The 24,312-nt window shown below is 53.2% G+C and carries 19 protein-coding genes; 9 read left to right on the top strand and 10 right to left on the bottom strand.

Features of this window, described 5'->3' with window-relative positions; genetic code table 11:
• Positions 1 to 171 precede the first annotated feature (171 nt).
• Positions 172 to 1,173, top strand: coding sequence for a type I glyceraldehyde-3-phosphate dehydrogenase (gap, locus tag HVZ37_RS11265; RefSeq protein ID WP_054176214.1), 1,002 nt, complete (start codon positions 172 to 174; stop codon positions 1,171 to 1,173).
• A gap of 39 nt (positions 1,174 to 1,212) precedes the next feature.
• On the opposite strand, the gene aldA is transcribed toward gap, so the two are convergent.
• Together aldA and HVZ37_RS11275 are read right to left on the bottom strand one after the other, a co-directional pair.
• Positions 1,213 to 2,652 carry an aldehyde dehydrogenase gene (gene aldA / locus HVZ37_RS11270; RefSeq protein WP_181627512.1) on the bottom strand — a complete coding sequence of 480 codons (1,440 nt, stop codon included), beginning with the start codon at positions 2,650 to 2,652 and terminating at the stop codon, positions 1,213 to 1,215.
• A gap of 197 nt (positions 2,653 to 2,849) precedes the next feature.
• Positions 2,850 to 3,644: a YdcF family protein gene (locus tag HVZ37_RS11275; RefSeq protein WP_044257960.1), complete on the bottom strand. Its 795-nt coding sequence runs from the start codon at positions 3,642 to 3,644 to the stop codon at positions 2,850 to 2,852.
• A 391-nt stretch (positions 3,645 to 4,035) separates the two neighbouring features.
• On the opposite strand from HVZ37_RS11275, the gene HVZ37_RS11280 reads away from it, so the two are divergent.
• Positions 4,036 to 5,355, top strand: coding sequence for an MFS transporter (locus HVZ37_RS11280; protein ID WP_043000615.1), 1,320 nt, complete (start codon positions 4,036 to 4,038; stop codon positions 5,353 to 5,355).
• 126 nt (positions 5,356 to 5,481) lie between these two features.
• On the opposite strand, the gene hrpA is transcribed toward HVZ37_RS11280, so the two are convergent.
• Positions 5,482 to 9,384, bottom strand: coding sequence for an ATP-dependent RNA helicase HrpA (gene hrpA / locus HVZ37_RS11285; protein WP_181627513.1), 3,903 nt, complete (start codon positions 9,382 to 9,384; stop codon positions 5,482 to 5,484).
• 201 nt (positions 9,385 to 9,585) lie between these two features.
• Between hrpA and azoR the strand changes: the two genes are divergently transcribed.
• Positions 9,586 to 10,191 carry an FMN-dependent NADH-azoreductase gene (gene azoR, locus HVZ37_RS11290; protein ID WP_043000613.1) on the top strand — a complete coding sequence of 202 codons (606 nt, stop codon included), beginning with the start codon at positions 9,586 to 9,588 and terminating at the stop codon, positions 10,189 to 10,191.
• A gap of 36 nt (positions 10,192 to 10,227) precedes the next feature.
• Here azoR and HVZ37_RS11295 read toward each other — a convergent pair whose 3' ends face one another.
• The 5 genes from HVZ37_RS11295 to HVZ37_RS11315 form a co-directional block, all read right to left on the bottom strand.
• Entirely contained in the window at positions 10,228 to 10,638 is a 411-nt protein-coding gene (locus tag HVZ37_RS11295; protein WP_043000612.1) for a GFA family protein, read from the bottom strand.
• 14 nt (positions 10,639 to 10,652) lie between these two features.
• Positions 10,653 to 11,528 carry an aldo/keto reductase family oxidoreductase gene (locus tag HVZ37_RS11300; protein WP_043000611.1) on the bottom strand — a complete coding sequence of 292 codons (876 nt, stop codon included), beginning with the start codon at positions 11,526 to 11,528 and terminating at the stop codon, positions 10,653 to 10,655.
• A 114-nt stretch (positions 11,529 to 11,642) separates the two neighbouring features.
• Positions 11,643 to 11,966, bottom strand: coding sequence for a YdbL family protein (locus HVZ37_RS11305; protein WP_044267120.1), 324 nt, complete (start codon positions 11,964 to 11,966; stop codon positions 11,643 to 11,645).
• Between the two features lie 7 nt (positions 11,967 to 11,973).
• Positions 11,974 to 12,165, bottom strand: a complete 192-nt coding sequence (locus tag HVZ37_RS11310) for a YnbE family lipoprotein (protein ID WP_043000609.1) — start codon at positions 12,163 to 12,165, stop codon at positions 11,974 to 11,976.
• The gene (locus HVZ37_RS11315; protein WP_181627514.1) at positions 12,162 to 14,801 is read right to left on the bottom strand and encodes a YdbH family protein; all 2,640 of its coding nucleotides are present in this window, start codon (positions 14,799 to 14,801) and stop codon (positions 12,162 to 12,164) included. Before HVZ37_RS11315 ends, HVZ37_RS11310 begins: the two co-directional genes overlap by 4 nt.
• A 555-nt stretch (positions 14,802 to 15,356) precedes the next feature.
• Between HVZ37_RS11315 and HVZ37_RS11320 the strand changes: the two genes are divergently transcribed.
• A complete protein-coding gene (locus tag HVZ37_RS11320) occupies positions 15,357 to 16,346 on the top strand; it encodes a 2-hydroxyacid dehydrogenase (RefSeq protein WP_042318863.1) in 990 nt (329 codons plus the stop codon).
• Between the two features lie 109 nt (positions 16,347 to 16,455).
• Positions 16,456 to 16,875, top strand: a complete 420-nt coding sequence (gene hslJ / locus HVZ37_RS11325) for a heat shock protein HslJ (protein ID WP_044257796.1) — start codon at positions 16,456 to 16,458, stop codon at positions 16,873 to 16,875.
• A 10-nt stretch (positions 16,876 to 16,885) separates the two neighbouring features.
• Here the strand turns inward: hslJ and HVZ37_RS11330 are convergent, their stop codons facing one another.
• Together HVZ37_RS11330 and HVZ37_RS11335 are read right to left on the bottom strand one after the other, a co-directional pair.
• Complete coding sequence (locus tag HVZ37_RS11330; RefSeq protein WP_043000605.1) at positions 16,886 to 17,158, bottom strand: DUF333 domain-containing protein; 273 nt, start codon at positions 17,156 to 17,158, stop codon at positions 16,886 to 16,888.
• A gap of 156 nt (positions 17,159 to 17,314) precedes the next feature.
• On the bottom strand, positions 17,315 to 17,665 hold the full coding sequence (locus HVZ37_RS11335; RefSeq protein ID WP_225738872.1) for an NlpC/P60 family protein: 351 nt from the start codon (positions 17,663 to 17,665) through the stop codon (positions 17,315 to 17,317).
• 738 nt (positions 17,666 to 18,403) lie between these two features.
• On the opposite strand from HVZ37_RS11335, the gene nifJ reads away from it, so the two are divergent.
• The 4 genes from nifJ (at position 18,404) to uspF (ending at position 24,294) form a co-directional block, all read left to right on the top strand.
• Complete coding sequence (gene nifJ / locus HVZ37_RS11340) at positions 18,404 to 21,928, top strand: pyruvate:ferredoxin (flavodoxin) oxidoreductase (RefSeq protein ID WP_181627515.1); 3,525 nt, start codon at positions 18,404 to 18,406, stop codon at positions 21,926 to 21,928.
• A gap of 356 nt (positions 21,929 to 22,284) precedes the next feature.
• Complete coding sequence (gene ompC / locus HVZ37_RS11345; RefSeq protein WP_043000602.1) at positions 22,285 to 23,409, top strand: porin OmpC; 1,125 nt, start codon at positions 22,285 to 22,287, stop codon at positions 23,407 to 23,409.
• 156 nt (positions 23,410 to 23,565) lie between these two features.
• The gene (locus tag HVZ37_RS11350) at positions 23,566 to 23,778 is read left to right on the top strand and encodes a KTSC domain-containing protein (protein ID WP_043000601.1); all 213 of its coding nucleotides are present in this window, start codon (positions 23,566 to 23,568) and stop codon (positions 23,776 to 23,778) included.
• Positions 23,779 to 23,859: 81 nt separating this feature from the next.
• Entirely contained in the window at positions 23,860 to 24,294 is a 435-nt protein-coding gene (uspF, locus tag HVZ37_RS11355) for a universal stress protein UspF (RefSeq protein WP_043000600.1), read from the top strand.
• Positions 24,295 to 24,312 lie beyond the last annotated feature (18 nt).

Raw genomic sequence — 24,312 nt, forward strand, 5'->3', positions numbered from 1 at the left:
AACAATAAAGCGACAACATAGCGATCTTTCCTTAAAAATTCATTAACTTTTCTACGCCGCATTTCAGACAGTTAGGGTTAACGGCAAGATGTGCGATTGCTCACCCCGGCATCCTGGACTATGCCTGGTAGGGAAAAAAGAATGTCCGCTACATCCTCACAGGAGTTAATCATGAGTAAAATTGGCATTAACGGTTTTGGTCGTATTGGTCGCCTGGTGTTGCGTCGGTTACTCGAAGTCAAAAGCGATGTTGATGTGGTCGCGATCAACGACCTCACCTCCCCTAAAATCCTTGCCTATCTGCTAAAGCATGACTCTAACTATGGTCCGTTCCCCTGGAGCGTGGACTTTACCGAAGACGCGCTGATTGTTGACGGGAAAACGATCGCGGTTTATGCAGAAAAAGACGCCAAGAATATCCCGTGGAAAGCGAAAGGAGCGGAAGTCATTATTGAATGCACCGGCTTTTATACCTCAACTGAAAAGTCTCAGGCGCATATCGATGCTGGCGCGAAAAAAGTGCTGATCTCTGCGCCGGCTGGCGATATGAAGACCATTGTCTACAACGTTAACGATGACACGCTGAATGCCAGTGATGTGATTGTTTCGGTGGCTTCCTGCACCACCAACTGCCTGGCACCGATGGCGAAAGCGCTGCACGACAATTTTGGTATTAAAGTGGGCACCATGACCACCATTCACGCCTACACCGGCACGCAGTCGCTGGTGGACGGTCCGCGTGGCAAAGATCTGCGCGCATCGCGTGCGGCCGCTGAAAACATCATTCCGCATACCACGGGCGCGGCAAAAGCAATTGGTCTCGTTATTCCGGATCTCAGCGGCAAGCTGAAAGGTCATGCTCAGCGCGTGCCGGTGAAAACCGGTTCTGTCACTGAACTGGTGTCGATTCTGGCTAAGAAAGTGACGGCGGAAGAGGTTAACAACGCGCTGAAGAAAGCCACGCACAACAATGAATCTTTTGGCTATACCGATGAAGAAATTGTCTCCTCAGACGTTATCGGTTCGCACTTTGGTTCTGTGTTTGATGCCACCCAGACCGAAATTACCGAGGTGGGTGATCTGCAACTGGTAAAAACAGTAGCCTGGTACGACAACGAATACGGATTCGTGACGCAACTGATCCGTACCCTTGATAAGTTCGTCAAACTTTAAGCGTAAAGGCGGAGTGAAACCTCCGCCCTGCTTTGCCGATCAGGACTGCAAATAAACCACCTGGGTTTGCAGATACTCGTTCAGCCCGTGCTTGCCGTCTGCGCCGCCAATCCCCGACTTACGCCATCCCGCGTGGAAGCCCTGCATTGCTTCAAAGTTCTCGCGATTAATATAAGTCTCACCAAACTTCAGCCCTTTAATGGCTTTCATCGCGACGTTGAGATTCTGCGTATAAATAGACGATGTCAGGCCGTAATCACTGTCATTAGCCATCGCGATAGCCTCCTCCAGCGTGTTGAAGACCACCACAGGCAGCACAGGGCCAAAGGTCTCTTCGTGCATGATGGCCATCTCCTGGCGAACATCCAACAGCAATGTTGGCGGATAGAAGTAACCTTTGCCCTCAACGGCTTTGCCGCCGAGCGCCACCCGCGCCCCCTCCTGTACCGCCCTCGCCACTTTCTGCTCCACACGTTGCAGGGCCGCGGCATTGATAAGCGGCCCAATGGCGATATCGTTACGCTCGCCTGGATTCCCGAACTGTACCGCTTTCAGGGCTTCGCCCAGGCGGTTCACGAACAGGTCATAAATCCCTTTTTGTACGTAGACACGCTCCGCGCAGTTACAAACCTGTCCGGTATTGATGACCCGGGAATCCACAATCGCTTTGACCGCCAGTTCAAGATCGGCATCATCCATCACAATCGCTGGCGCCTTGCCACCCAACTCCAGGCACACTTTGGTGATATTTTTCGCCGCAGTCGCCATAATCTTTTCACCTGCTGCCACGCTGCCGGTCATGCTGACCATCGCCACTTTCGGGTTACCGGCCAGTTCCTGGCCGACGGTTTCACCACGCCCCAGCACCAGGTTAAACACACCACGCGGCAGACCAATCTCATCAACAATTTTGGCAAACGCAATCGCGTTATTGGGCGTGAATTCGCTGGGTTTAATCACGATGGTGTTCCCGGTCAACAGGGCCGGAGCCAGCTTACGGGCGATCAGGAAGAACGGGAAATTCCACGGCAGGATCCCGGTGGTAACCCCCAGCGCGCGCTTAAACAGCAAGATATTCTCGCCAGGACGATCGCTTTGCAGTATTTCGCCTTCATAACGACGAGCCCACTCCGCCATATAGTCAAGATAGTCGGCAGTAAAAGAGACTTCCACCTCGGCCAGTTGCTGAATTTTTCCTCCTTCAGCCACAATTAAGGCACTGATTTCGCCAGCACGTTCACGGATCCCGGCGGCAATTTTGCGCAGCCAACCGGCACGAACGATCGCTGGCAGCGCTTCCCACTCAGCCTGCGCACGGTCCGCCGCTGCAATGGCTTTGCGCGCGTCTTCTGCACGACCATCAGGAATACGCGAAATCACCTCTTCCGTCGCCGGGTTGATGACATCAATCCAGGCATCCTCGTGCCAGGTCACAAACTGTCCATCGATATACATAGGATGTTGTACGGGTACTGACATGCGCTACTCCTGTGATTGAATTGTTTTTAACAAGTGAAACTATTGTTAATAAACATCAATCATGCCTCAGCGATCCCGGCTGGTGTCGTGATTCTGTGAACTGCTTCATAAAAGAGAGGGGTCAGGCTGGGGAGAACGAAAACGCAGGCATTTTTGTTTTGCCCGTTTGAGAGAAAACACTCCCAAACGGGCAGGTGTTAGCGTAACGAACGGTGGTTCATCGCCTCATTCAGCGCCGCATCCTGTTGCAGGATCTGCCACGCGGCCTCGACCTCCGGCGGAAAATCCACATGCACAATGAAGTCACGCCCCCGAGGTCCATAGCCGGTGTCATCATTGCGCAAGCGCGGGATTTCGCCCACCACCAGCGCTAAATAGCGATCGATGCTCCACAGGCCGCCAGGGTCATTAGCAAATACAATATCGTCCTCCTGCTGACACAAAACAGGCGTAAATCCCGGATGGCTCAACCAGCGCGGTGCGTCCGGATCGTCACGGGTTACCCGGCGAAAGGTCGCTACGGTACGCCGTTGCATCGTAGGATCCTGTACCACAATGGCCGTGTTAATCGGTGTTGCGGCCTGCGCGATCATTTGCGCGCTAAAACGGGCGTTCTCTCCGCAGTTAGTTGACTGATCTTCCAGCCAGATTTTGTCTGCGGGAATGTGCCAGAACTGCCGGGCAATATCCGCCAGGATGGCGGCTTCGGCGCGTCCGGTCGTCTGGATCGTGTTGTAACGGGGATGTTGGGCAACGGCGGCATACAGGAAGGTCGTGGAGTGACCAATCCCACCAGCGATCAGCAGCGGAACCTCTTGCTGTTGGGCTATCTGGCAGGCCGCGTCAATTGTCGGGATGACGGCATTGCCCGCCAGTACCACACAGTCTGCCGGGTAAGCAGGCCCGCCGCAGAAATCATCCTGCGCCAGCCACTGCCCCACCGTATTGATCGCCTCAAGGGTGGTGGCGGAAAGTCTCGGGAACGGTTGCATCATTAAGCTCCTCCTCTTATTTCAGCAGAGTACCGCACCCACGCTGAATAAACAGTAGATCTCTCTGAAAGGCTGATGATTGATATTTCGACGCTTTTTTTGTCATCTCAGTGAAATAACACAAAACGTCTAAAAATCGGGCGGTTGCACCTGCACATTATCCTGTTTAATTATCAGAATATGAACGATTAACGTCATTTATTCTGCAATTACAGAAAATCATTCTGGCAAAATGCTCTCTTTTTAGCCCATTACGGCGTGCCTCCTCTTGTTAAATGTTACTAACACACCTAGTTTGATTAACAATTTCACAACCTTTTAACGTAACAGGTTGCACCTGCCGCACTGCCAGGTGACACCTTTTTTGTTCTCTGGCGGAGGTTTACAGTTAATGACGACCCATGAAAGCAGTACGGTTATTCTGAAGAAAAATAAGAAGGTACTTGTCGCCAGTCTGACCGGCAGTGCGATTGAGTGGTTCGATTACTTTCTGTATGGCACCGCGGCAGCGCTGGTGTTTAACAAGATTTTCTTCCCAATGGTTGACCCGGTAATCGGTCTGATCCTCTCGTACCTCTCCTTCTCGTTGACCTTTTTTATTCGCCCGATTGGCGGGGTAATTTTCGCCCACATCGGCGATCGCATCGGGCGTAAGAAAACGCTGGTGCTGACGCTTTCCCTGATGGGCGGCGCGACGGTGATGATTGGTCTACTGCCCACCTATGAGATGATCGGTATCTGGGCCCCCATTCTGCTTATCCTGATGCGCATCATTCAGGGGATGGGCATTGGTGGCGAATGGGGTGGCGCACTCCTGCTGGCCTATGAATACGCGCCGGAAAAACGCAAAGGCTTCTTCGGCAGTATTCCGCAGGCGGGCGTGACTATTGGCATGCTGATGGCGACGTTTATCGTCTCGCTGATGACCCTGTTTAGCGAGGAAGATTTCCTCTCCTGGGGCTGGCGTATTCCCTTCCTGCTGAGCTCCGTGCTGGTGCTGTTAGGACTGTGGATCCGTCGGGATATCGATGAAACGCCAGACTTCAAAAAGGTCAAAGCGACGGGTCAGGTTGCCAAAGCACCGCTGCGCGATACGCTGACTCATCACTGGCGTGAAGTGCTGATTGCCGCAGGTTTGAAGGTGGTGGAAACCGCGCCGTTCTATATTTTCTCGACCTTTGTGGTCAGCTATGCCACCAGCACACTGAGTTATCAGAAGTCCCAGGTGCTGGAAGCCGTCACCGTGGGTGCACTGATTGCTACGGTGATGATCCCGCTGATGGGGCTGCTGTCGGACAAAATTGGCCGCAAACGGATGTATGCCATCAGCGTCGCCCTGCTTGGCCTGTTTATCGTGCCATGGTTCCTGCTGCTGAATACCGGCACCACCTGGGGCATTATGCTGGCGACCATCGTGATGTTCGGCGTGCTGTGGGCACCGGTCACCGCCGTGCTGGGGACGCTGTGCTCGGAAATTTTCAGCGCTAACGTTCGCTACACCGGCATCACCCTCGGTTACCAGATTGGCGCAGCGCTGGCGGGCGGTACCGCTCCCCTCATCGCTACCGGGTTGCTGGCGAAATATGACGGCGACTGGGTGCCCGTGGCGTGGTATCTGCTTACCACCGTGGCGATATCCCTGGTTGCCATTTTCTTTGCCAGTCGGGTGAAACGTAGCCCGGCGATCAACGCTCAGCCTAACGAATTGTAATCTCTTCGCGGCCAGATCCTCTGGCCGCTTCTGTAACAATACGGTACAGACTCGAACGTCTCACCTGCGTCCGATGGCGCTGCGCTTGTCGGGCCTACGGACAATATATTGCCATCCGGTACTGAATTACCCGCTAATCTGCTCCATCGCCTGCAGGATACGTTTATCCGAAATGGGATACGGCGTTCCCAGCTGTTGAGCAAAATAGCTAACCCGTAGCTCCTCAATCATCCAGCGGATCGCTTTCACCTCCTCGTCTTCGCGTCGCGCCGGCGGCAGCTTGTTGAACCACTGCTGCCAGGCCTGCTGTACGCTTTCGACTTTCAGCATTTGCGCGCGATCGCGATGGGGATCAATCGCCAGTTTCTCAAGACGTTTTTCAATCGCCTGCAAGTAACGCAGCGTATCGCCAAGACGACGGAAGCCGTTGCCGGTGACAAATCCGCGATACACCAGTCCGCCCATCTGCGCTTTGATGTCGGAAAGCCCCAACGCCATCGTCATGTCCACGCGCCCCTTCAGGCGTTTATTGATATTAAAGACGGCGGTCAGGATCTGTTCGACCTGCTTCGCAATCTCCACAACCGTCTCATTCAGCTCGGCACGAACCTTCTCATGCAGCGCGGCAAAACCCTCTTCCGTCCAGACCGGACCACCGTTAGCATCAATCAGCTTATCCACGCCGCAGGAAATGCAGTCGTCAATCAGCTCCAGCACTTTGCCGTACGGGTTGAAGTACAGACCCAGCTTGGCTTTATTCGGCAGCTTCTCGTGCAGATATTTGATCGGCGACGGGATGTTCAACAGCAACAAACGGCGTAAGCCAGACCACATCGCCTGCTGTTGCTCCAGCGGATTATCAAACAGTTTGATCGCCACGCTGTCGCGCTCATCCACCAGCGCAGGCCACGCTTTGACTTTGTAATTGCCACGTTTTTGCTCGTAGCTTTCCGGCAGTTGCCCAAAACTCCAGATGTGCAACCCGCTCTGTTCAATGCCATCATCGGCCACCGCCGAGAGCGTCTCCTGCACTTTTCCTTTCAGCCGGTCTTTTAGCTCCTGTAGCGAGCGCCCTTCCTCCAGCTTCTTGTTTTTATCATCCACCACCCGGAAGGTGATTTTCAGATGATCGGGCACCTGATCCCAGTGCCAGTCCTCGCGGTCAACCGTCACGCCTGTCATCCGACGCAGCTCACGCTCCAGCGCGTCCAGTAGCGGCAGCTCCAGTGGCGTCACGCGGCCTAAAAACGCCTCGGCATAGTTTGGGGCCGGAACAAAGTTACGCCGCACCGGCTTCGGCAGCGATTTAATCAGCGCAATCACCAGTTCGCGACGTAAGCCCGGGATCTGCCATTCAAAACCATTTTCGTCGACCTGATTCAACAACGGCAGCGGAATATGTACCGTCACCCCGTCCGCATCCGCCCCCGGTTCAAACTGATAGCTCAACCGCAGTTTCAGCGAGCCCTGATGCCAGAAGTTCGGGTAATCCAGCTTGCTGATGTTGTCCGCGCCCTCTTTGATCAACATGCTCTTTTCAAAATTGAGCAGGTCCGGCGTCTCGCGACTGGTCTTCTTCCACCAGTTATCAAAGTGACGGGCAGAAATGACATCATGGCTGATGCGCTGGTCGTAGAACTCGAACAGCGTCTCGTCGTCCACCAGAATGTCACGGCGACGCGATTTATGCTCCAGTTCTTCCACTTCGGCACGCAGTTTGAGGTTTTCGCGGAAGAAAGCATGACGCGTCTGCCAGTCGCCCTCCACCAGCGCATGGCGGATAAACAGTTCACGGCACAGCGCAGGATCAATCTGGCTGTAGTTCACCTTACGCGCTGCGACGATCGGCAGACCGTAGACGGTCACCTTTTCCGTCGCCATCACCGCGCCCTGCGCCCGCTCCCAGTGCGGTTCACTGTACGAGCGTTTAATCAGATGCTGAGCGACCGGTTCCACCCACTCGGGATCGATGCGTGCTGCAATGCGCCCCCACAGACGGCTGGTTTCCACCAGCTCCGCGACCATTGCCCACTTCGGCGGCTTCTTGAACAAGCCGGAACCGGGGAAAATCGAAAAACGGGCATTACGCGCGCCGGTATATTCCTGCTTATCGGCATCTTTCATGCCAATATGCGACAACAGCCCGGTCAGTAGCGCAATATGGATCTCGCGGTATTCCGCCGGTTCGCTGTTCACCGGAATACCCAGCTCTTTTACCACCTGACGCAGTTGGGTGTAGATATCCTGCCACTCACGCACGCGCAGATAGTTCAGATAGTCGGTCCGGCACAGGCGACGAAACGCGTTGGACGACAGCGCTTTTTGCTGTTCGCCGAGGTAATTCCACAGATTCACAAAGGCAAGGAAATCGGACTCTTTATCGTGGAAGCGACGGTGTTTTTCATCAGACGCCTGCTGTTTGTCCATCGGGCGTTCGCGCGGATCCTGAATCGACAGCGCCGAGGTAATGATCATCGCCTCGCGCACGCAGCCATGTTTTTGCGCTTCCAGCACCATGCGCGCCAGGCGCGGATCCACCGGCAACTGGCTCAACTGGCGCCCCAACGGCGTCAGTTTATAGGCCGTCGCCTGTTCATCAGTGGTAATCGCACCCAACTCTTCCAGCAAACGCACGCCGTCCTGAATGTTGCGCTTATCCGGCGCTTCGACAAACGGGAACGCGGCGATATCGCCCAGCCCCAGCGCCGTCATCTGCAAAATGACCGACGCCAGGTTGGTGCGCAGAATCTCCGGGTCGGTAAACTCCGGACGCGACAGGAAATCATCTTCAGAATAAAGACGAATGCAGATGCCTTCGGATACACGACCGCAGCGCCCTTTACGCTGGTTGGCGGAGGCCTGCGATACGGGCTCGATCGGCAAACGCTGTACTTTGGTGCGGTAGCTGTAGCGGCTGATACGCGCCGTACCAGGGTCGATCACATACTTGATCCCCGGTACCGTCAGCGAGGTTTCCGCCACGTTGGTCGCCAGCACAATGCGCCGCCCGCTGTGCGACTGGAAGACACGGTTCTGTTCGCTATTCGACAGTCGCGCATACAGAGGCAACACTTCCGTATGGCGCAGGTTGAGTTTATTCAGTGCGTCGGCGGTATCGCGGATCTCGCGCTCACCGCTCATGAAGATCAGGATGTCGCCGGGGCTTTCACGCCCCAGCTCATCTACCGCATCGAAAATGGCCTGCAACTGGTCGCGTTCGGTGTCATCGGCCTCTTCGACGATCGGTCGATAGCGGACTTCCACCGGAAAGGTGCGCCCAGACACTTCAATAATCGGCGCATTGTTGAAATGCTTCGAAAAACGCTCCGGATCGATGGTCGCGGAGGTGATGATAATTTTCAGATCCGGACGGCGCGGCAGCAGTTCTTTCAGATAGCCGAGCAGAAAATCGATATTCAGGCTGCGTTCGTGCGCTTCATCGATAATGATGGTGTCATACTGCATCAGCAGACGGTCCTGCTGAATTTCCGCCAGCAGGATACCGTCGGTCATCAGCTTCACCATCGTGTTATCGCTGACGTGATCGTTAAAGCGCACCTTATAACCAATGCACCCGCCCGGCTCTGTCTGCAGCTCTTCCGCGATACGGTTCGCCACCGTTCGCGCCGCCAGACGACGCGGCTGGGTGTGGCCAATCAGCCCTTTCACCCCACGCCCCAGTTCCATACAGATTTTCGGGAGCTGAGTGGTTTTCCCCGAGCCGGTTTCCCCGGCCACGATCACCACCTGATGGTCGCGAACGGCGTCGAGGATCGCCTGTTTTTTCTGACTGACGGGCAGGTTTTCCGGGTAAGTAATCTCTGGTCGCGCCGCTTCACGTAGCACAACTTTACCTGCTGCCTGTTCAATCTCTTTCGCCATCTCCTGGTAAATGGCTTGTTGTGCATCAGGATTTTTAACCTTCTTCACACCGTGCAGGCGGCGCGAAAAGCGCTGCCGATCGCGCAGCATTAATGAATCTAACTGCTGCTGTAAGGCATGAAAGGATAATTTTTCTTGTTCTGTCATAGCGTTAAAAGGCAGAGCACTGCCTGGTTAAATCTCTTCTAAATGATAGGTATAGAGTACCACATCAGCACATTTTGTGTGTTGTTCAATAAATTCGAACATAGGATTCGATATATTGCGCTTTCTCTGCGACAGGATTGTGAATAAAGTGTCAACAAGCAACGGGGCACAGCCCATTCAAACACCTATAAGGAAACACCCATGAGCAAGGTATTAGTTCTCAAATCCAGTATTCTGGCAGGGTACTCTCAGTCTGGTCAGTTGTCTGATTATTTTGTTGAACAGTGGCGTGAAAAGCACTCTGCTGACGAAATCACCGTTCGTGACCTGGCTGCTAATCCGATCCCGGTACTGGATGGCGAACTGGTGGGTGCCCTGCGCCCGAGCGACGCGCCGTTGACGCCTCGTCAACAGGACGCACTGGCGCTCTCTGATGAACTGATCGCTGAACTGAAAGCACACGATGTGATCGTTATCGCGGCGCCGATGTACAACTTTAACATCCCGACGCAGCTGAAAAACTATTTCGATCTGATTGCACGTGCTGGCGTGACGTTCCGCTACACCGAGAAAGGGCCGGAAGGTCTGGTGACCGGTAAACGTGCAGTGATCCTTTCCAGCCGTGGCGGTATCCACAAAGACACCCCAACTGACCTGATTGCGCCGTACCTGAAAGTCTTCCTCGGCTTTATCGGCATCACCGATGTGAACTTCGTGTTCGCAGAAGGGATTGCCTACGGCCCGGAAGTAGCGTCTAAAGCGCAGTCTGACGCCAAAGCCGCCATCGATAGCGTGGTTGCAGCGTAAGTTCTCCCCCTCCCGCTCCGGCGGGAGGTTTTTTTATCACTTCGCCTGATAACGCAAATATCCCACCACGCCATTACTCGCACCATCACTCGGATGATTCACCCCGTCAGTGACTTCCACGCAGGCAAAATCAAACGGCGACACATTCTCAATGCATGCCACGTTCACGCCATACTGATCCGGACTGGAACGTCGCTGGTGGAAAGTGTAAATCCCACACACTGAACAGAAAAAGTGCCTTGCTGTGCCGGTATTGAAACGATACTCCGTCAGTTTATCCTGCCCTGAGAGAACCGTTATCCCCATCAACGGCGCAGAAACAACCACCGCACCGCGCATCCGACAAAATGAACAGTTACAACGCCGGATGGTATTAAACCCATCGCTAAGTTGAACGGTAAATTTGACAGCCCCGCAGTGACATTGTGCATTTCGTTTTTCAGTCATGGTCAACCTCCACCTTATGCCTTTTGCGCAATACTGTCCAGGGTCGCCAGCACTTCCGCTGAAAGTGTCAGATCCCCTGCCGCCATGTTTTCATGCAGATGCGTCACTGAAGAGGTACCCGGTATCAGCAAAATATTCGGTGAGCGATGGAGCAACCATGCCAGCGCAACCTGCATTGGCGTTGCATTCAGGCTTGCGGCCACGTCGGAGAGCGTTGAAGACTGTAGCGGCGTAAACCCGCCCAGCGGAAAAAAGGGAACGTAAGCAATGCCGTCTTCCGCCAGCGCGTCGATCAGCGCATCATCCTGACGATGGGCGATATTGTACTCATTTTGCACACAGACCACCTCTGCGATACTGCGCGCTTGCGCCACCTGGCTGGCAGTCACATTGCTCAGACCGATGTGTCTGACCAGCCCCTGCTGCTGAAGCTCAGCCAGCACGCTGAAACTCTCTTCAATGGAACCTTCATGCGGGCCGTGCCCCTCGCCCAGCATAATGCGTAAGTTAACGACATCCAGTACATCCAGACCCAGATTGCGCAGATTATCGTGAACCGCCTGCCTGAGTTCCGCTGGCGAGAATGCCGGTAGCCAGGAGGCATCGTCTCCACGGCGGGCACCGATTTTCGTGACAATCACCAGATCGTCCGGATAAGGATGCAACGCTTCGCGAATGATTTGATTGGTAACGTGCGGACCGTAAAAATCGCTGGTATCAATATGATTGACGCCCAGCGCGATCGCTTCCCGAAGCACCGTCAAGGCAACATGACGATCGCGCGGTGGACCAAAAACCCCAGGCCCCGCCAGTTGCATCGCCCCATACCCTATGCGTTTGACCTGCCGGGAACCGAGAGTAAACGTTTCTGTGATGCCGTGACTTGCCATAACTGCCCCTTCTGCTGAATAGCGCGTAAGAAAACAGAGTATAGAAACTTACCCTGCAAATTATTACGCGTCACCCAACAAAAAGGAAAAACCGCAGACGGCAATGTGGAATGATTATTTCCGCAACCACTTCCCGTTAATGCCCTGGACATATTCTCCTGGTTTCGCCCGCTCGACCAGTTTCTGTCCGGCCATTTTCGCCACTTCATCGACCGGGATGTTATGACTCTCGGCCAACTGTTGGTAGCTGGCGCTGCGTGCTTTGTTGATTTCATTGACCAACGCCAGCGTCTGCGCATCCTGTTTCAGCGCCACCAGATAACCATTGAACGTTTCACCGACCCGGCCCTGGGTTCTGGCCTCATTTAACGTCAGCGCAAAGGCACTGCCACTCAGCAAACTCAGAATGAGCGCCGCCAGAATAAAGGTTCTTTTCATCATCACCTCAGAACAAGTCGCTGCGGGATTTGAGCAGGCTTTCAACGTCCTTATCCACTTTGATATGAATCTCATGCTCAATTTTGACGTTCATATTAATGGTGATGGGCTCTTTTGGCGCCGCGACTTCAATGCGCGGCGTGCAGCCCGTTACGAACCACAGCGGGAGAAGCGCCAGCACGGCTATCATTGTTTTCATTGGGGTTCCTCACATTCCTTGCCTTGTTGACAGGTTTTTTCCGGCAGCGCCGCGTTTTGTTCAAGCCATGCCTGGAGATTGTCGCCAAAGCGCAGACTGCGCCACAGCGTAAAGACATTCTCTTCGTGGGTATAGTTGAGATTCACCGTACCGACCTTGCCATCCACATGGCTGTTGCCACGAATTTGCGCCTGCATCGTCAATACGCCCAGATTGTCCAGATTGATTTTGGTCCATGAATGGGCAATCTCCATATACCGCAACCAGTTGATGGCCGCCCCTGCTGCCATGTTGTCTTTTACCACCGCATCGGCGGTGTCTTTATCGATGCGCAGCGTCATCGGACCCGGATTGGTTAACCAGCCATCTTTGATAATCCATTTCTCATCGTTCAGCCACAGAGGGAGCGCACCGCTCACCGGCCCGGATATGGCAAACTGTTTCGGATTTACTGCGCTGATAAGTTCGCTTGAGGAGATATTTTGCACCCGCACCAGCGCCGGATCGTGCTGCGGCATTCGCAGTTGTTGCATGGAAACCTTACCGCCCAACACATCCACATTCACGTCAGTCAGTAGCAGCGGATCGGCTTCACTCCACGGATAAGCGCCTTCCAGATCGGCGGTGATATTGGTAGCAGTCACCTGGTTGACGACTTCGGCAATGCGTAGCGACACCGGTCCGCGCGTGCCCAGTTGCCACGCGCCCTCACTAAAGCGGAACGGCAATACAAAATCGACGCCGTTGATCTGGTTATCCGGCATCCAGGCGCTGCCGCCTTTCAAGACGCCGTGACCACCGGCCTCGAATCCTTGTTCTGCCGCTGCCGAAAACGCCACCTGGGCATACAGTTCGCCCTCACGTAATTTCATTTTCCACTCTGGCGGCACCAGCGGCTGGAACACCTCCAGTGACTGTTTTGGCCACCAGGCCTGACCACGTAAACGTAAGCCATCCCAACGACCGTTTAACCGCACGGGGCCGATCGCCCCGGCATGCAAATCGCCTTTGAACTGGAAAAAAGTTGGATCGCGCCCCTCCACGCTGAACTTGAGCGTTGAGGGCGGCAAAACGCTGCCGCCGGAGAAATGGGTTTCTCCGGCATCGAACGAGAGCGCCCCACTGAACCGGGGATGTGCCGCATCACGCACCCATTCGACCGGTTTATCCATGATTAAACGGGGTGTTTCAACCTTCATGGTGCCGTACTGAAGCTGGTCAAATCCCGTAGACAAATCGGTCAGCGTGATGGTGTTGTCATGCCATTCACCTTTGCCTACCACATCCCATTTCGCGTGCATCGGGGTGAAACTGCCCTCGCCCCAGTAGCGCCACTGCCAGCGCCCCGCATCGGGCAGAAAATCATTCGCCAGCCCGTCCAGATGCAGAACAAAATCCCCCATCTGATTCTCATGGGCGCGCAGAATCGCCTGCAATCGTCCGTCCACGCCACGCTGCGTGACCTTCACGCCCGCCAGCGGCCAGCGAATTTCGTCAATATCCAGTGAGTCGATGACCCGTCCGCGCGAGCGCAGCAGCGCGCCAGGTTCAAACGCCAGCTCCGGATCGGTCAGGCTGCCGGTCAACCGGGCAGGTAATCTGGCATAGAAAATCAGATCATCCTGCTTGGCTTCGCCAGTCAGTTGCAGCGGCATCGCGCTGTTGTCCATGCTCAGTTTTCCCGGCCCAAACGAAAGCACGGCGTTCCCTTTCCCCGCCTCCCCCTGGGTCAGCACATTAAACCGTCCGCTGATCACCGCGTTCTCGGTGCCTTCCTGCCAGTTCTGCACCTTCACGCCCAGACGCCCGCTGAGGGGAAACCCCTGATAAGGCCACGACCAGCGTCCGTCGCTGATGGTTAACTGCTGACGCGTGAGTTCCCACGGCAGGTCAAGCAGCGGATCGGCATTATCCCGTGCCATTACGATGAGCTGCCCGGCATTCTCACGCCACTCCAGTTCCGCATCGACCAACGATGGCTCCTGCGGCAGACTGAGCGTGGCAACGGTGTGTCCGCTCACCGGCAGTCCATCCGGCACCAGCGGCATCGTGAACTCACCAACCAGTTTGACCGGCGGTTGGCCTTCAAACGCCATGACATCAAGCTCACTCACCGTCAGCGTCTGACCGCGCAACTGCCCCTGAAACTTCACTTTATCGCCCTGATAACGCAGTTGCTGGAGCGAAGGGGTCAGCGAAACGTTCAGTTTGCCCTGCCACACCTGCCAGGGTGAAAGAATAACGTTGTCGATGGTGATCCAGGTATTGGGCAGCATGGACTGCCATTCCGCGAGAGTGCGCGGCGCCGCGGGAGATTGTTCCGTTTGCGGCAGTTTTGCCAGACAGGCAGAATCGAGTTCCAGTGTGCCAATATCCAGTTGCCAACGGCTGGGATGCGACAACCAGGCCTGACTGACCCTGGCCAACTGGCAATCATCAACCAGATAGCGAAGTTCAGGAATATGTAAACCGTGGCGCGTGAATCGGGGACTATCATCCAGTGCAATGCGCGTTCCAACTGGCAGCCAGATGCCCGCCAGCGTCGGAACCCACCACCCCAGCGTCATCACCAGAGTCAACGGCACGAGGATCACGAGTAAGAGAAGCGCCAGAACGGCTTTATATTTACCCTTCATGGGCAGTTAATATCCTGATTTAGCGAAAAATTAAGCCGAATTAGGCCGTTATTGTGTCATGTTTAGTTAACCATGCCCAGATTAAGAATAGATGCTCCAGGGTGACACACAAACTTTTCACCATCGTTAAGATCAGAAAGTCAGATAAATTACAGAGACTTATCAGATAAATCTAAAGATTAATAGCGGGCAATAGCCGACAAACTATTGCCCTCTATTCTGCAATCTGGCCCGGATAATGTGAAAGTCAACAGCCGTAGGAAGTGAGTAAATCGTTCGGGTGAAATGCAGACTGTTACACAGGAACATATTGATAGTAATCGATGTTGACGCCATATCAGTCGTATCCTGACGAACAGCGGGCTGTTTGTGTCACCGAAACAGAGGTGTGGAGCAGCACTGTCACCTGCTGAAATCTGCAATCGATACACTGAACGAACAATCTATTGATGCTCTAGAATTATTCATTATAGGTATCACTTTCAATAATATTTTATGTTTTGTAAAATAATTTGAATTCGATAATTGTGATTCGATATCACTGGAGAAAGACTTATGAAACTCGCCGTCTACAGTACAAAACAGTACGACAAAAAGTATCTGCAGCAGGTTAACGAAGCCTTTGGTTTTGAACTTGAATTCTTTGATTTTCTGTTGACGGAGAAAACGGCTAAAACCGCTCATGGCTGCGAGGCGGTGTGTATTTTCGTGAACGATGATGGTAGTCGCCCGGTGCTCGAAGAACTGAAAAATCATGGCGTTAAGTACATTGCTTTGCGTTGCGCGGGGTTCAATAACGTCGATCTGGATGCGGCAAAAGAGTTAGGTCTGCAGGTCGTTCGTGTCCCGGCCTATTCTCCGGAAGCCGTCGCGGAACATGCGGTGGGCATGATGATGACGCTGAACCGCCGTATTCACCGCGCTTATCAGCGTACCCGTGATGCCAACTTCTCACTGGAAGGATTAACCGGCTTCACGATGCACGGAAAAACGGCGGGGGTGATTGGTACCGGGAAGATCGGCATCGCGGCCCTGCGTATTCTGAAAGGCTTTGGAATGCGTCTGCTGGCGTTTGATCCGTACCCCAGCGCAGCTGCGCTCGAACTCGGCGTGGAGTATGTTGATTTGCCGACGCTGTTCGCCGAATCCGATGTGATTTCACTGCACTGCCCGTTAACGCCGGAAAACTATCACCTGCTGAACCATGCCGCGTTTGATCAGATGAAAAATGGCGTGATGGTCATCAACACCAGTCGTGGCGCCCTGATCGATTCTCAGGCGGCGATTGAAGCGCTGAAAAATCAGAAAATAGGTTCACTGGGGATGGACGTTTACGAAAACGAGCGCGATCTGTTCTTCGAAGATAAGTCGAACGACGTTATCCAGGATGATGTTTTCCGTCGCCTGTCGGCCTGTCATAACGTCCTGTTTACCGGGCATCAGGCTTTCCTCACCGCTGAAGCGTTGACCAGTATTTCTGAGACTACGCTGCAAAATTTACAACAGTTAGCGAACGGAGAAACCTGCCCTAACGCCCTGTTCTGATCCGCCGCCTTCCTGTTCGCAGGAGGGCATTTCAGAATTTCCCCAAAGCCACTGGCGATGAGATCGGTATGCTGTCGGTGGCGATTACGTTTAAATGCAGAGAGTTAACATGAAGAAGGTCATAGCGCTGGTTGCGCTGAGCCTGCTGGTTGCAGGTTGTGTAAGCAACGGAAAAGTATCGGTCAGCCGTGAGCAATTACAGCATCACCGCTTTGTGCTGGAGAGCGTAGACGGTAAACCGGTCAATGCAACGGGTCATCCGCTTGAACTGAGTTTTGGCGAAAAGATGATGATTTCGGGCAATATGTGTAATCGCTTCAACGGTCAGGCATCACTTTCTGACGGTGCATTGAAAGTAAAAGAGATGGCGATGACCCGAATGATGTGCGCCGATCCCCAGCTCAACGAGCTGGACAATACCCTCAGCACCATGCTGAAACAGGGCGCACAAGTAGACCTGACCGCCAACCAGCTCACCCTGGCCACAGCGGAACATACGTTAAGCTATAAGCTTGCCGATTTAATGTAGTAATGGGTGCTTAATAGCTACCACAGCTTCCCGCGGCGAGGGATTGTTCACTGCAACGTTTGCCGTTGGGAAGCGCGCACATACCAATTGCCGAACCGTCTAACTGACGGGCAACGGAAAGTGAACCGCCTATCATGGCGCAATTTGCCTCACCGGAACTGGTCATCGATGCTTTTAAACCCGGTGCGACATGCGCTGCTGTCGCCTGCTGAACAGGTTCATTGTCACTGCTGCAAGCCGACAACAATAACGCGGCACATCCTACCCAAAACGCTGCGCGCATTTGACTCCCCTCATATTCTGTAAACGTAAACAAGCCGCACTAATAATAGGCATCCGAATCCGTCGCGTCGAGAGTCAAAACGCGCAATTATGCGGCCTCGCCGCATTTTATTGCGCTTTTTCCCCTGGATTGGGATCCCATAGGCCTGTTCTGTCGTTATGCGCTCACCCGGCGAGCGGTCAAATAGTGCGCCTGCCAGTACTGATTCGACAAATGTGACATTGTCACGCCTTGCGAGCTGGAGGCATGTATAAAGGAGTCATTGCCGATATAAACGCCAACGTGATGCACGTTCGGCTCCGTCTTAAAAAACACCAGATCGCCGACTTTTAGCTCACGCTGACTGACTCTCTGCCCCATACGACTTTGCTCCTGCGCGGTACGCGGCAAGCGTCTATGGATAACCGAGGCAATAATTCTGCGCGTGAACGCCGAACAATCAATACCATTGCGACTGTCACCTCCCCAGCGGTAATCGGTTCCTCTCCACTGCGCAAATTCACTCATAATGCGATGCTTAAGCTGCGCTTTCTTATTCTGAACAGGCGCTTGTGAAAAGTGCCCTTCAGAATAAGAGAGTGGCGAAAAGGTATTGGCTCCCCAGTTTTTGGTCTGAATTTTCACAAAGGCAAATGACGACGATGAGGCGGAAATAAGTAAAGTAAGTAATAAAATTCGTAACATAACCTAATCAAAACAATTAAATACCTGAACACATCCATACTTTTGGCGCACGAAAAAAGTTATCAATAATGATAAATAAAAGAGTTATTTTTGTTTTAACGTCTATTCACGATAACAAGAGTATCGACCTTCAATAACGCAAAGGTTTACAGGCCCTTCCCGTCCTGAATTGCGCTCAGTATAGGCGCGGGCGGCCTGACACCGAACTTAAAAAGTCTTATTAAGAAATTCACATCATGACGATAATGGCGAGGATAATAAATTCATTAAGGAAATCCTTAAAGAAAATCTCACTCCACTTTTGGACAATATGTTTTTAATATCGCCTGCCTCGCAGGCAATAACCAACTCATAACAAAAAAGCACAATTAAATATACAACCCGGTGTTACCTACCGGGCAATAAAATTGACATTGTTTTTGCGAGCTTTGTGTCAATTTGTGCACTCGAAAGTGGCACAACTTCTAGGGAATACAGGAAAGTCCTATACTAGAGAAATAACTATCAGGACGCTAAGTGGTTTCCTGCGTCCCTCTTTTTTGCGCAATGTAAGGGTGTCATATGATTACTATTGACGGTAATGGTGCAGTCGCTTCGGTGGCGTTTCGTACCAGTGAAGTTATCGCCATCTACCCCATTACGCCCAGTTCAACGATGGCTGAACAGGCTGACGCCTGGGCAGGCAACGGGCTGAAAAACATCTGGGGAGATACGCCGCGCGTCGTCGAAATGCAGTCGGAAGGCGGTGCAATAGCGACCGTTCACGGTGCGCTGCAAACCGGCGCGCTTGCCACCTCCTTTACCTCTTCACAGGGGTTACTGCTGATGATCCCCACGCTGTACAAACTGGCGGGACAATTAACCCCCTTTGTACTGCATGTCGCCGCCCGTACCGTGGCAACCCACGCGTTGTCGATTTTTGGCGATCATTCAGACGTCATGGCGGTCCGCCAGACCGGCTGCGCCATGCTGTGCGCCGCAAGCGTACAGGAGGCGCAGGACTTCGCGCTGATCTCGCAAATCGCGACCCTGAAAAGCCGGGTTCCCTTTATTCACTTCTTTGATGGTTTCCGCACTTCGCATGAAATCAACAAAATCATCCCGCTGGCAGATGACACGATTCGCGGCCTGATGCCGCAGGCTGAAATTGATGCACATCGCGCCCGGGCGCTCAACCCAGAGCACCCGGTGATCCGCGGCACCTCAGCGAATCCCGATACGTATTTCCAGTCCCGCGAGGCGACCAACCCGTGGTATGACGCCGTATACGATCATGTCGAACAGGCGATGAATGATTTCGCTGCCGCAACCGGTCGTCAGTATCAGCCGTTCGAATATTACGGTCATCCGCAGGCCGAACGGGTCATCATTCTGATGGGTTCTGCTATCGGCACCAGCGAAGAAGTGGTTGACGAACTGCTGACGCGCGGCGAGAAAGTCGGGGTGCTGAAAGTCCGCCTGTTCCGCCCCTTCTCAGCTAAACATCTGCTGCGGGCCTTGCCTGAATCCGTCCGCGCGGTTGCCGTGCTCGATCGCACCAAAGAACCGGGTGCCCAGGCCGAACCCCTGTATCTCGATGTGATGACCGCGCTGGCGGAAGCATTCAACGGCGGTGAGCGTGAAACGTTGCCGCGCATGATTGGCGGCCGTTATGGTCTCTCGTCAAAAGAATTTGGCCCGGACTGCGTGCTCGCGGTCTTTAATGAACTGTGCCAGGCAAAACCCAAACCGCGCTTCACCGTTGGTATCTACGATGATGTCACCAACCTGTCGTTGCCACTGCCTGATAACACCTTGCCGACGACGGCGAAGCTGGAAGCACTATTTTACGGTCTCGGCAGTGACGGCAGCGTTTCGGCGACCAAGAACAACATCAAGATCATCGGTAATTCAACGCCGTGGTATGCCCAGGGCTACTTCGTGTATGACTCCAAAAAGGCAGGCGGTCTGACGGTGTCTCACCTGCGCGTGAGTGAACAGCCGATCCGCTCTGCTTACCTGATCTCACAGGCCGATTTTGTCGGCTGTCACCAGCTGCAGTTTATCGATAAATACCAGATGGCTGAACGACTGAAGCCTGGTGGTATTTTCCTGCTGAATACGCCGTATCCCGCAGATGAGGTCTGGTCACGCTTGCCACAGGAAGTGCAGGCGGTACTGAACCAGAAGAAAGCGCGTTTCTACGTCATTAATGCGGCGAAAATCGCCCGTGAATGTGGCCTGGCGGCGCGGATTAACACCGTCATGCAGATGGCGTTTTTTCATCTGACTCAAATTCTGCCGGGCGATAGCGCGCTGGCTGAACTTCAGGGGGCAATCGCTAAAAGTTACAGCAGCAAAGGTCAGGATCTGGTGGAACGCAACTGGCAGGCACTGGCGCTGGCGCGCGAGTCTGTTGCTGAGGTGCCGCTGCAGGCGGTTGATCCGCACAGCGCCCACCGTCCTCCGGTGGTGTCTGACGCCGCGCCTGATTTTGTGAAGACGGTGACCGCGGCAATGCTCGCGGGGCTCGGCGATGCCCTTCCCGTCTCTGCGCTGCCGCCCGACGGCACCTGGCCTATGGGTACCACTCGCTGGGAGAAACGCAACATCGCCGAAGCGATCCCCATCTGGAAAGAGGAGCTTTGCACTCAGTGTAACCACTGCGTTGCGGCCTGCCCGCACTCGGCTATTCGTGCCAAAGTGGTTTCGCCGGAAGCAATGGAGAATGCTCCCGCCAGCCTGCATTCGCTGGATGTGAAATCACGCGATATGCGCGGACAGAAATACGTTCTGCAGGTCGCGCCGGAAGACTGCACCGGCTGTAATCTGTGTGTGGAAGTGTGCCCGGCGAAAGACCGTCAGAATCCGGAAATCAAGGCCATCAATATGCTGTCGCGCCTTGAGCACGTCGAAGAAGAGAAAGTGAATTATGACTTTTTCCTCAGTCTGCCGGAAATTGACCGCAATAAACTCGAACGCATTGATATTCGTACCTCTCAGTTGATTACGCCACTGTTTGAATATTCCGGTGCCTGTTCCGGCTGTGGCGAAACGCCGTATATCAAGTTACTGACCCAACTCTATGGCGACAGAATGCTGATTGCCAACGCCACGGGGTGTTCGTCAATTTACGGTGGGAACCTGCCTTCCACACCGTACACAACCGATGCCAATGGGCGCGGTCCCGCATGGGCAAACTCGCTGTTTGAGGATAACGCAGAGTTCGGTCTGGGCTTTCGTCTGACGGTCGATCAGCATCGCGTACGCGTGCTGCGTCTGCTCGAACAGTTTGCCGACCAAATCCCGGCTGAACTGAACGACGCTTTACATACCAATGCGACCCCTGACGTGCGTCGTGAGCAAGTTGCCGCGCTGCGTCAGCATCTGAAGGATGTCGATGGTGCACGTGAATTGCTCACCGACGCCGATGCGCTGGTTGAAAAATCCATCTGGCTGATCGGCGGCGATGGCTGGGCCTACGATATTGGCTTCGGCGGGCTGGATCATGTAATGAGCCTGACTGAAAACGTCAATATTCTGGTGTTGGATACGCAGTGCTACTCCAACACGGGCGGTCAGGCCTCGAAAGCCACACCGCTTGGCGCGGTAACGAAATTTGGTGAGCACGGCAAACGGAAGGCGCGTAAAGATCTGGGCGTCAGCATGATGATGTACGGTCATGTCTATGTCGCACAGATTTCGCTCGGGGCGCAACTCAACCAGACCGTGAAGGCGATTCAGGAAGCGGAAGCGTATCCTGGTCCGTCGCTGATCATCGCCTACAGCCCATGTGAAGAACACGGCTATGACCTCGCACTGAGTCACGATCAGATGCGTCAGTTGACGGCGACCGGCTTCTGGCCACTCTACCGCTTTGACCCACGTCGTGCGGATGAAGGCAAATTGCCGCTGGCGCTGGACTCTCGCCCGCCGTCAGATGCGCTGGCAGAGACATTACTCAACGAGCAGCGTTTCCGTCGCCTGAATGCGCAGCAACCGGAAGTGGCAGAGCAGTTATGGAAGGACGCCGCGGCCGATCTGCAAAAACGCTATGACTTCCTGGCGCAACTGGCCGGTAAAGCGGAGAAGACCAGTACTGACTGATCGGAGGGTTCACGTCGGCCAAAAAAAAGCCCGAACATCCGTTCGGGCTTGTCAATTTCTTTGTCGGCAAATCAGTACGCGTTGCATTGGACCAACAAAAAAGCAGTATGTGACAATAAAGGCATATAACGAACGAAGAATATCGCACTGGATTTATTTTGTATAATTTTTATTTTATATGCTTTATGCAATTATATTCACACCAATTATTTTCATTTCGATGGAATTATTTATTTAAGGTTTCACTTAAGACGTAACAATTGATACTTATCTCTTTACGGAACTTCTCCTTTAGCATGTTTTTACTCCCCAACAGTGGGAGTGAAAGCTAAATATAAAACTAAAGGATTACTGCGATGAAAAGAAAAGTACTGGCCCTTGTCATCCCTGCCCTGTTAGCAGCAGGCGCAGCACATGCTGCTGAAGTTTATAATAAAGACGGCAACAAATTAGATCTTTATGGCAAAGTTGATGGTCTGCATTATTTCTCTGATAATGCCAACAGTGATGGCGATCAAACTTATGTTCGTATGGGCTTTAAAGGTGAAACACAAATTAATGATCAACTGACCGGTTACGGTCAGTGGGAATATCAGGTTAACGCCAACACCACCGAAGGCGACCACGGCAACAGCTTCACGCGTCTTGCTTTTGCTGGCCTGAAATTTGGTGAATACGGTTCATTCGACTACGGTCGTAACTACGGCGTGATGTATGACGTGGAAGGCTGGACCGATATGCTGCCTGAATTCGGCGGCGACTCCTACACCTATTCCGATAACTTTATGGTAGGTCGCACCAACGGTGTTGCCACTTACCGTAACACGGACTTCTTCGGTCTGGTAAACGGTCTGAACTTCGCACTGCAGTATCAGGGTGCCAACGAAGATCAAATCACCAATGAGCAGGAAGGTACTGGCAACGGCGGCGATCGTACTGTCCAGAACTCCAACGGCGACGGTTTCGGTATCTCGTCGACCTATGACTTCGGAATGGGCGTTAGCTTCGGTGCAGCCTACACCACCTCCGACCGTACCAACGAGCAAGTCAATGCGGGTGGCCGCGTCGCGGGTGGCGATAAGGCAGATGCCTGGACAGCGGGTCTGAAATATGACGCCAACAACATTTATCTGGCTACCATGTACTCTGAAACCCGTAACATGACCCCGTACGGTGATGACGGCGTAGCAAACAAAACCCAGAACTTTGAAGTGACGGCGCAATACCAGTTCGACTTCGGTCTGCGTCCGGCGGTGTCCTTCCTGATGTCAAAAGGTAAAGATCTGACCGGTCAGGGCAATGACGACAGCAAAGATCTGGTGAAATACGCGGATGTTGGCGCGACTTACTACTTCAACAAAAACATGTCCACCTATGTTGATTATAAAATCAACCTGCTGGATAACGACGACAACTTCTATTCTCGTAACAATATTAATACCGATGACGTCGTCGCACTCGGGATGGTCTATCAGTTCTAAGCCCTTCTGCCCGCTGGTATCGGCGGGCTTCTGCCCTTTCCCTCACCGTCATAACCCATTCGTTTTGCCTATAACAAAATGCGATATCACGAAGACTAAAATCCCCGTGGGTTAAATGATATATTCATGGTATGACCTGCCGTCGAGGATGCCGCCATGAACCATCAGCCTGTAAAATCATCACGAATTGCCTCCGTCGGCTATGACGAGAAATCCTCGACGCTGGAAATCCGTTTCTACCAGACCGGTGTTCTGCAATATCGCGGTGTTCCTGCACATATATACCGAAATTTTCTTTCTGTGGTCTCAAAAGGCCGATTTTATGACGGGGTTATTAAGGGAAAGTACCCGGAAATCAAAAGCAAATAATGTTGAATTGTGATCTTTGTCATTGTACTGAATCGGTGATAAGACGTTACACTTTATAGGGATACTCAAACAGGAGGTTTAATGAACAGAACAATTCTTGTACCTATCGATATTTCAGACTCAGAATTAACTCAACGTGTGATTAATCATGTCGAAGCCGAGGCGAAAATTGACGATGCTCAGGTTCATTTCCTGACCGTCATTCCGTCTCTGCCTTACTATTCTGCACTGGGCCTGGCCTACTCTGCGGAGTTGCCTGCCATGGACGATCTGAAAGCCGAAGCGAAATCTCAACTGGAAGAGATTATCAAGAAGTTCACTATCCCGTCGGACAGAGTGCAGATCCATGTCGTTGAAGGCTCGCCAAAAGATAAGATTCTGGAAATGGCGAAAACACTGCCTGCGGATATGGTGATTATCGCATCCCACCGTCCGGACATTACCACCTATCTGTTAGGGTCGAACGCCGCTGCCGTGGTACGCCATGCAGAGTGTTCCGTTCTGGTCGTACGCTAACATTTTCAGCCCGCACAT

This window comes from Citrobacter sp. RHB35-C17 (genome assembly GCF_013816795.1).
In the GTDB taxonomy this organism is placed as follows: Bacteria; Pseudomonadota; Gammaproteobacteria; order Enterobacterales; family Enterobacteriaceae; genus Citrobacter_A; species Citrobacter_A amalonaticus.

Excerpts from the sequence above, each read along its gene's own strand:
- gap (WP_054176214.1), top strand. The coding sequence starts at position 172 with ATGAGTAAAATTGGCATTAACGGTTTTGGTCGTATTGGTCGCCTGGTG.
- aldA (WP_181627512.1), bottom strand. The coding sequence starts at position 2,652 with ATGTCAGTACCCGTACAACATCCTATGTATATCGATGGACAGTTTGTG.
- HVZ37_RS11275 (WP_044257960.1), bottom strand. The coding sequence starts at position 3,644 with ATGCAACCGTTCCCGAGACTTTCCGCCACCACCCTTGAGGCGATCAAT.
- HVZ37_RS11280 (WP_043000615.1), top strand. The coding sequence starts at position 4,036 with ATGACGACCCATGAAAGCAGTACGGTTATTCTGAAGAAAAATAAGAAG.
- hrpA (WP_181627513.1), bottom strand. The coding sequence starts at position 9,384 with ATGACAGAACAAGAAAAATTATCCTTTCATGCCTTACAGCAGCAGTTA.
- azoR (WP_043000613.1), top strand. The coding sequence starts at position 9,586 with ATGAGCAAGGTATTAGTTCTCAAATCCAGTATTCTGGCAGGGTACTCT.
- HVZ37_RS11295 (WP_043000612.1), bottom strand. The coding sequence starts at position 10,638 with ATGACTGAAAAACGAAATGCACAATGTCACTGCGGGGCTGTCAAATTT.
- HVZ37_RS11300 (WP_043000611.1), bottom strand. The coding sequence starts at position 11,528 with ATGGCAAGTCACGGCATCACAGAAACGTTTACTCTCGGTTCCCGGCAG.
- HVZ37_RS11305 (WP_044267120.1), bottom strand. The coding sequence starts at position 11,966 with ATGAAAAGAACCTTTATTCTGGCGGCGCTCATTCTGAGTTTGCTGAGT.
- HVZ37_RS11310 (WP_043000609.1), bottom strand. The coding sequence starts at position 12,165 with ATGAAAACAATGATAGCCGTGCTGGCGCTTCTCCCGCTGTGGTTCGTA.
- HVZ37_RS11315 (WP_181627514.1), bottom strand. The coding sequence starts at position 14,801 with ATGAAGGGTAAATATAAAGCCGTTCTGGCGCTTCTCTTACTCGTGATC.
- HVZ37_RS11320 (WP_042318863.1), top strand. The coding sequence starts at position 15,357 with ATGAAACTCGCCGTCTACAGTACAAAACAGTACGACAAAAAGTATCTG.
- hslJ (WP_044257796.1), top strand. The coding sequence starts at position 16,456 with ATGAAGAAGGTCATAGCGCTGGTTGCGCTGAGCCTGCTGGTTGCAGGT.
- HVZ37_RS11330 (WP_043000605.1), bottom strand. The coding sequence starts at position 17,158 with ATGCGCGCAGCGTTTTGGGTAGGATGTGCCGCGTTATTGTTGTCGGCT.
- HVZ37_RS11335 (WP_225738872.1), bottom strand. The coding sequence starts at position 17,665 with ATGAGTGAATTTGCGCAGTGGAGAGGAACCGATTACCGCTGGGGAGGT.
- nifJ (WP_181627515.1), top strand. The coding sequence starts at position 18,404 with ATGATTACTATTGACGGTAATGGTGCAGTCGCTTCGGTGGCGTTTCGT.
- ompC (WP_043000602.1), top strand. The coding sequence starts at position 22,285 with ATGAAAAGAAAAGTACTGGCCCTTGTCATCCCTGCCCTGTTAGCAGCA.
- HVZ37_RS11350 (WP_043000601.1), top strand. The coding sequence starts at position 23,566 with ATGAACCATCAGCCTGTAAAATCATCACGAATTGCCTCCGTCGGCTAT.
- uspF (WP_043000600.1), top strand. The coding sequence starts at position 23,860 with ATGAACAGAACAATTCTTGTACCTATCGATATTTCAGACTCAGAATTA.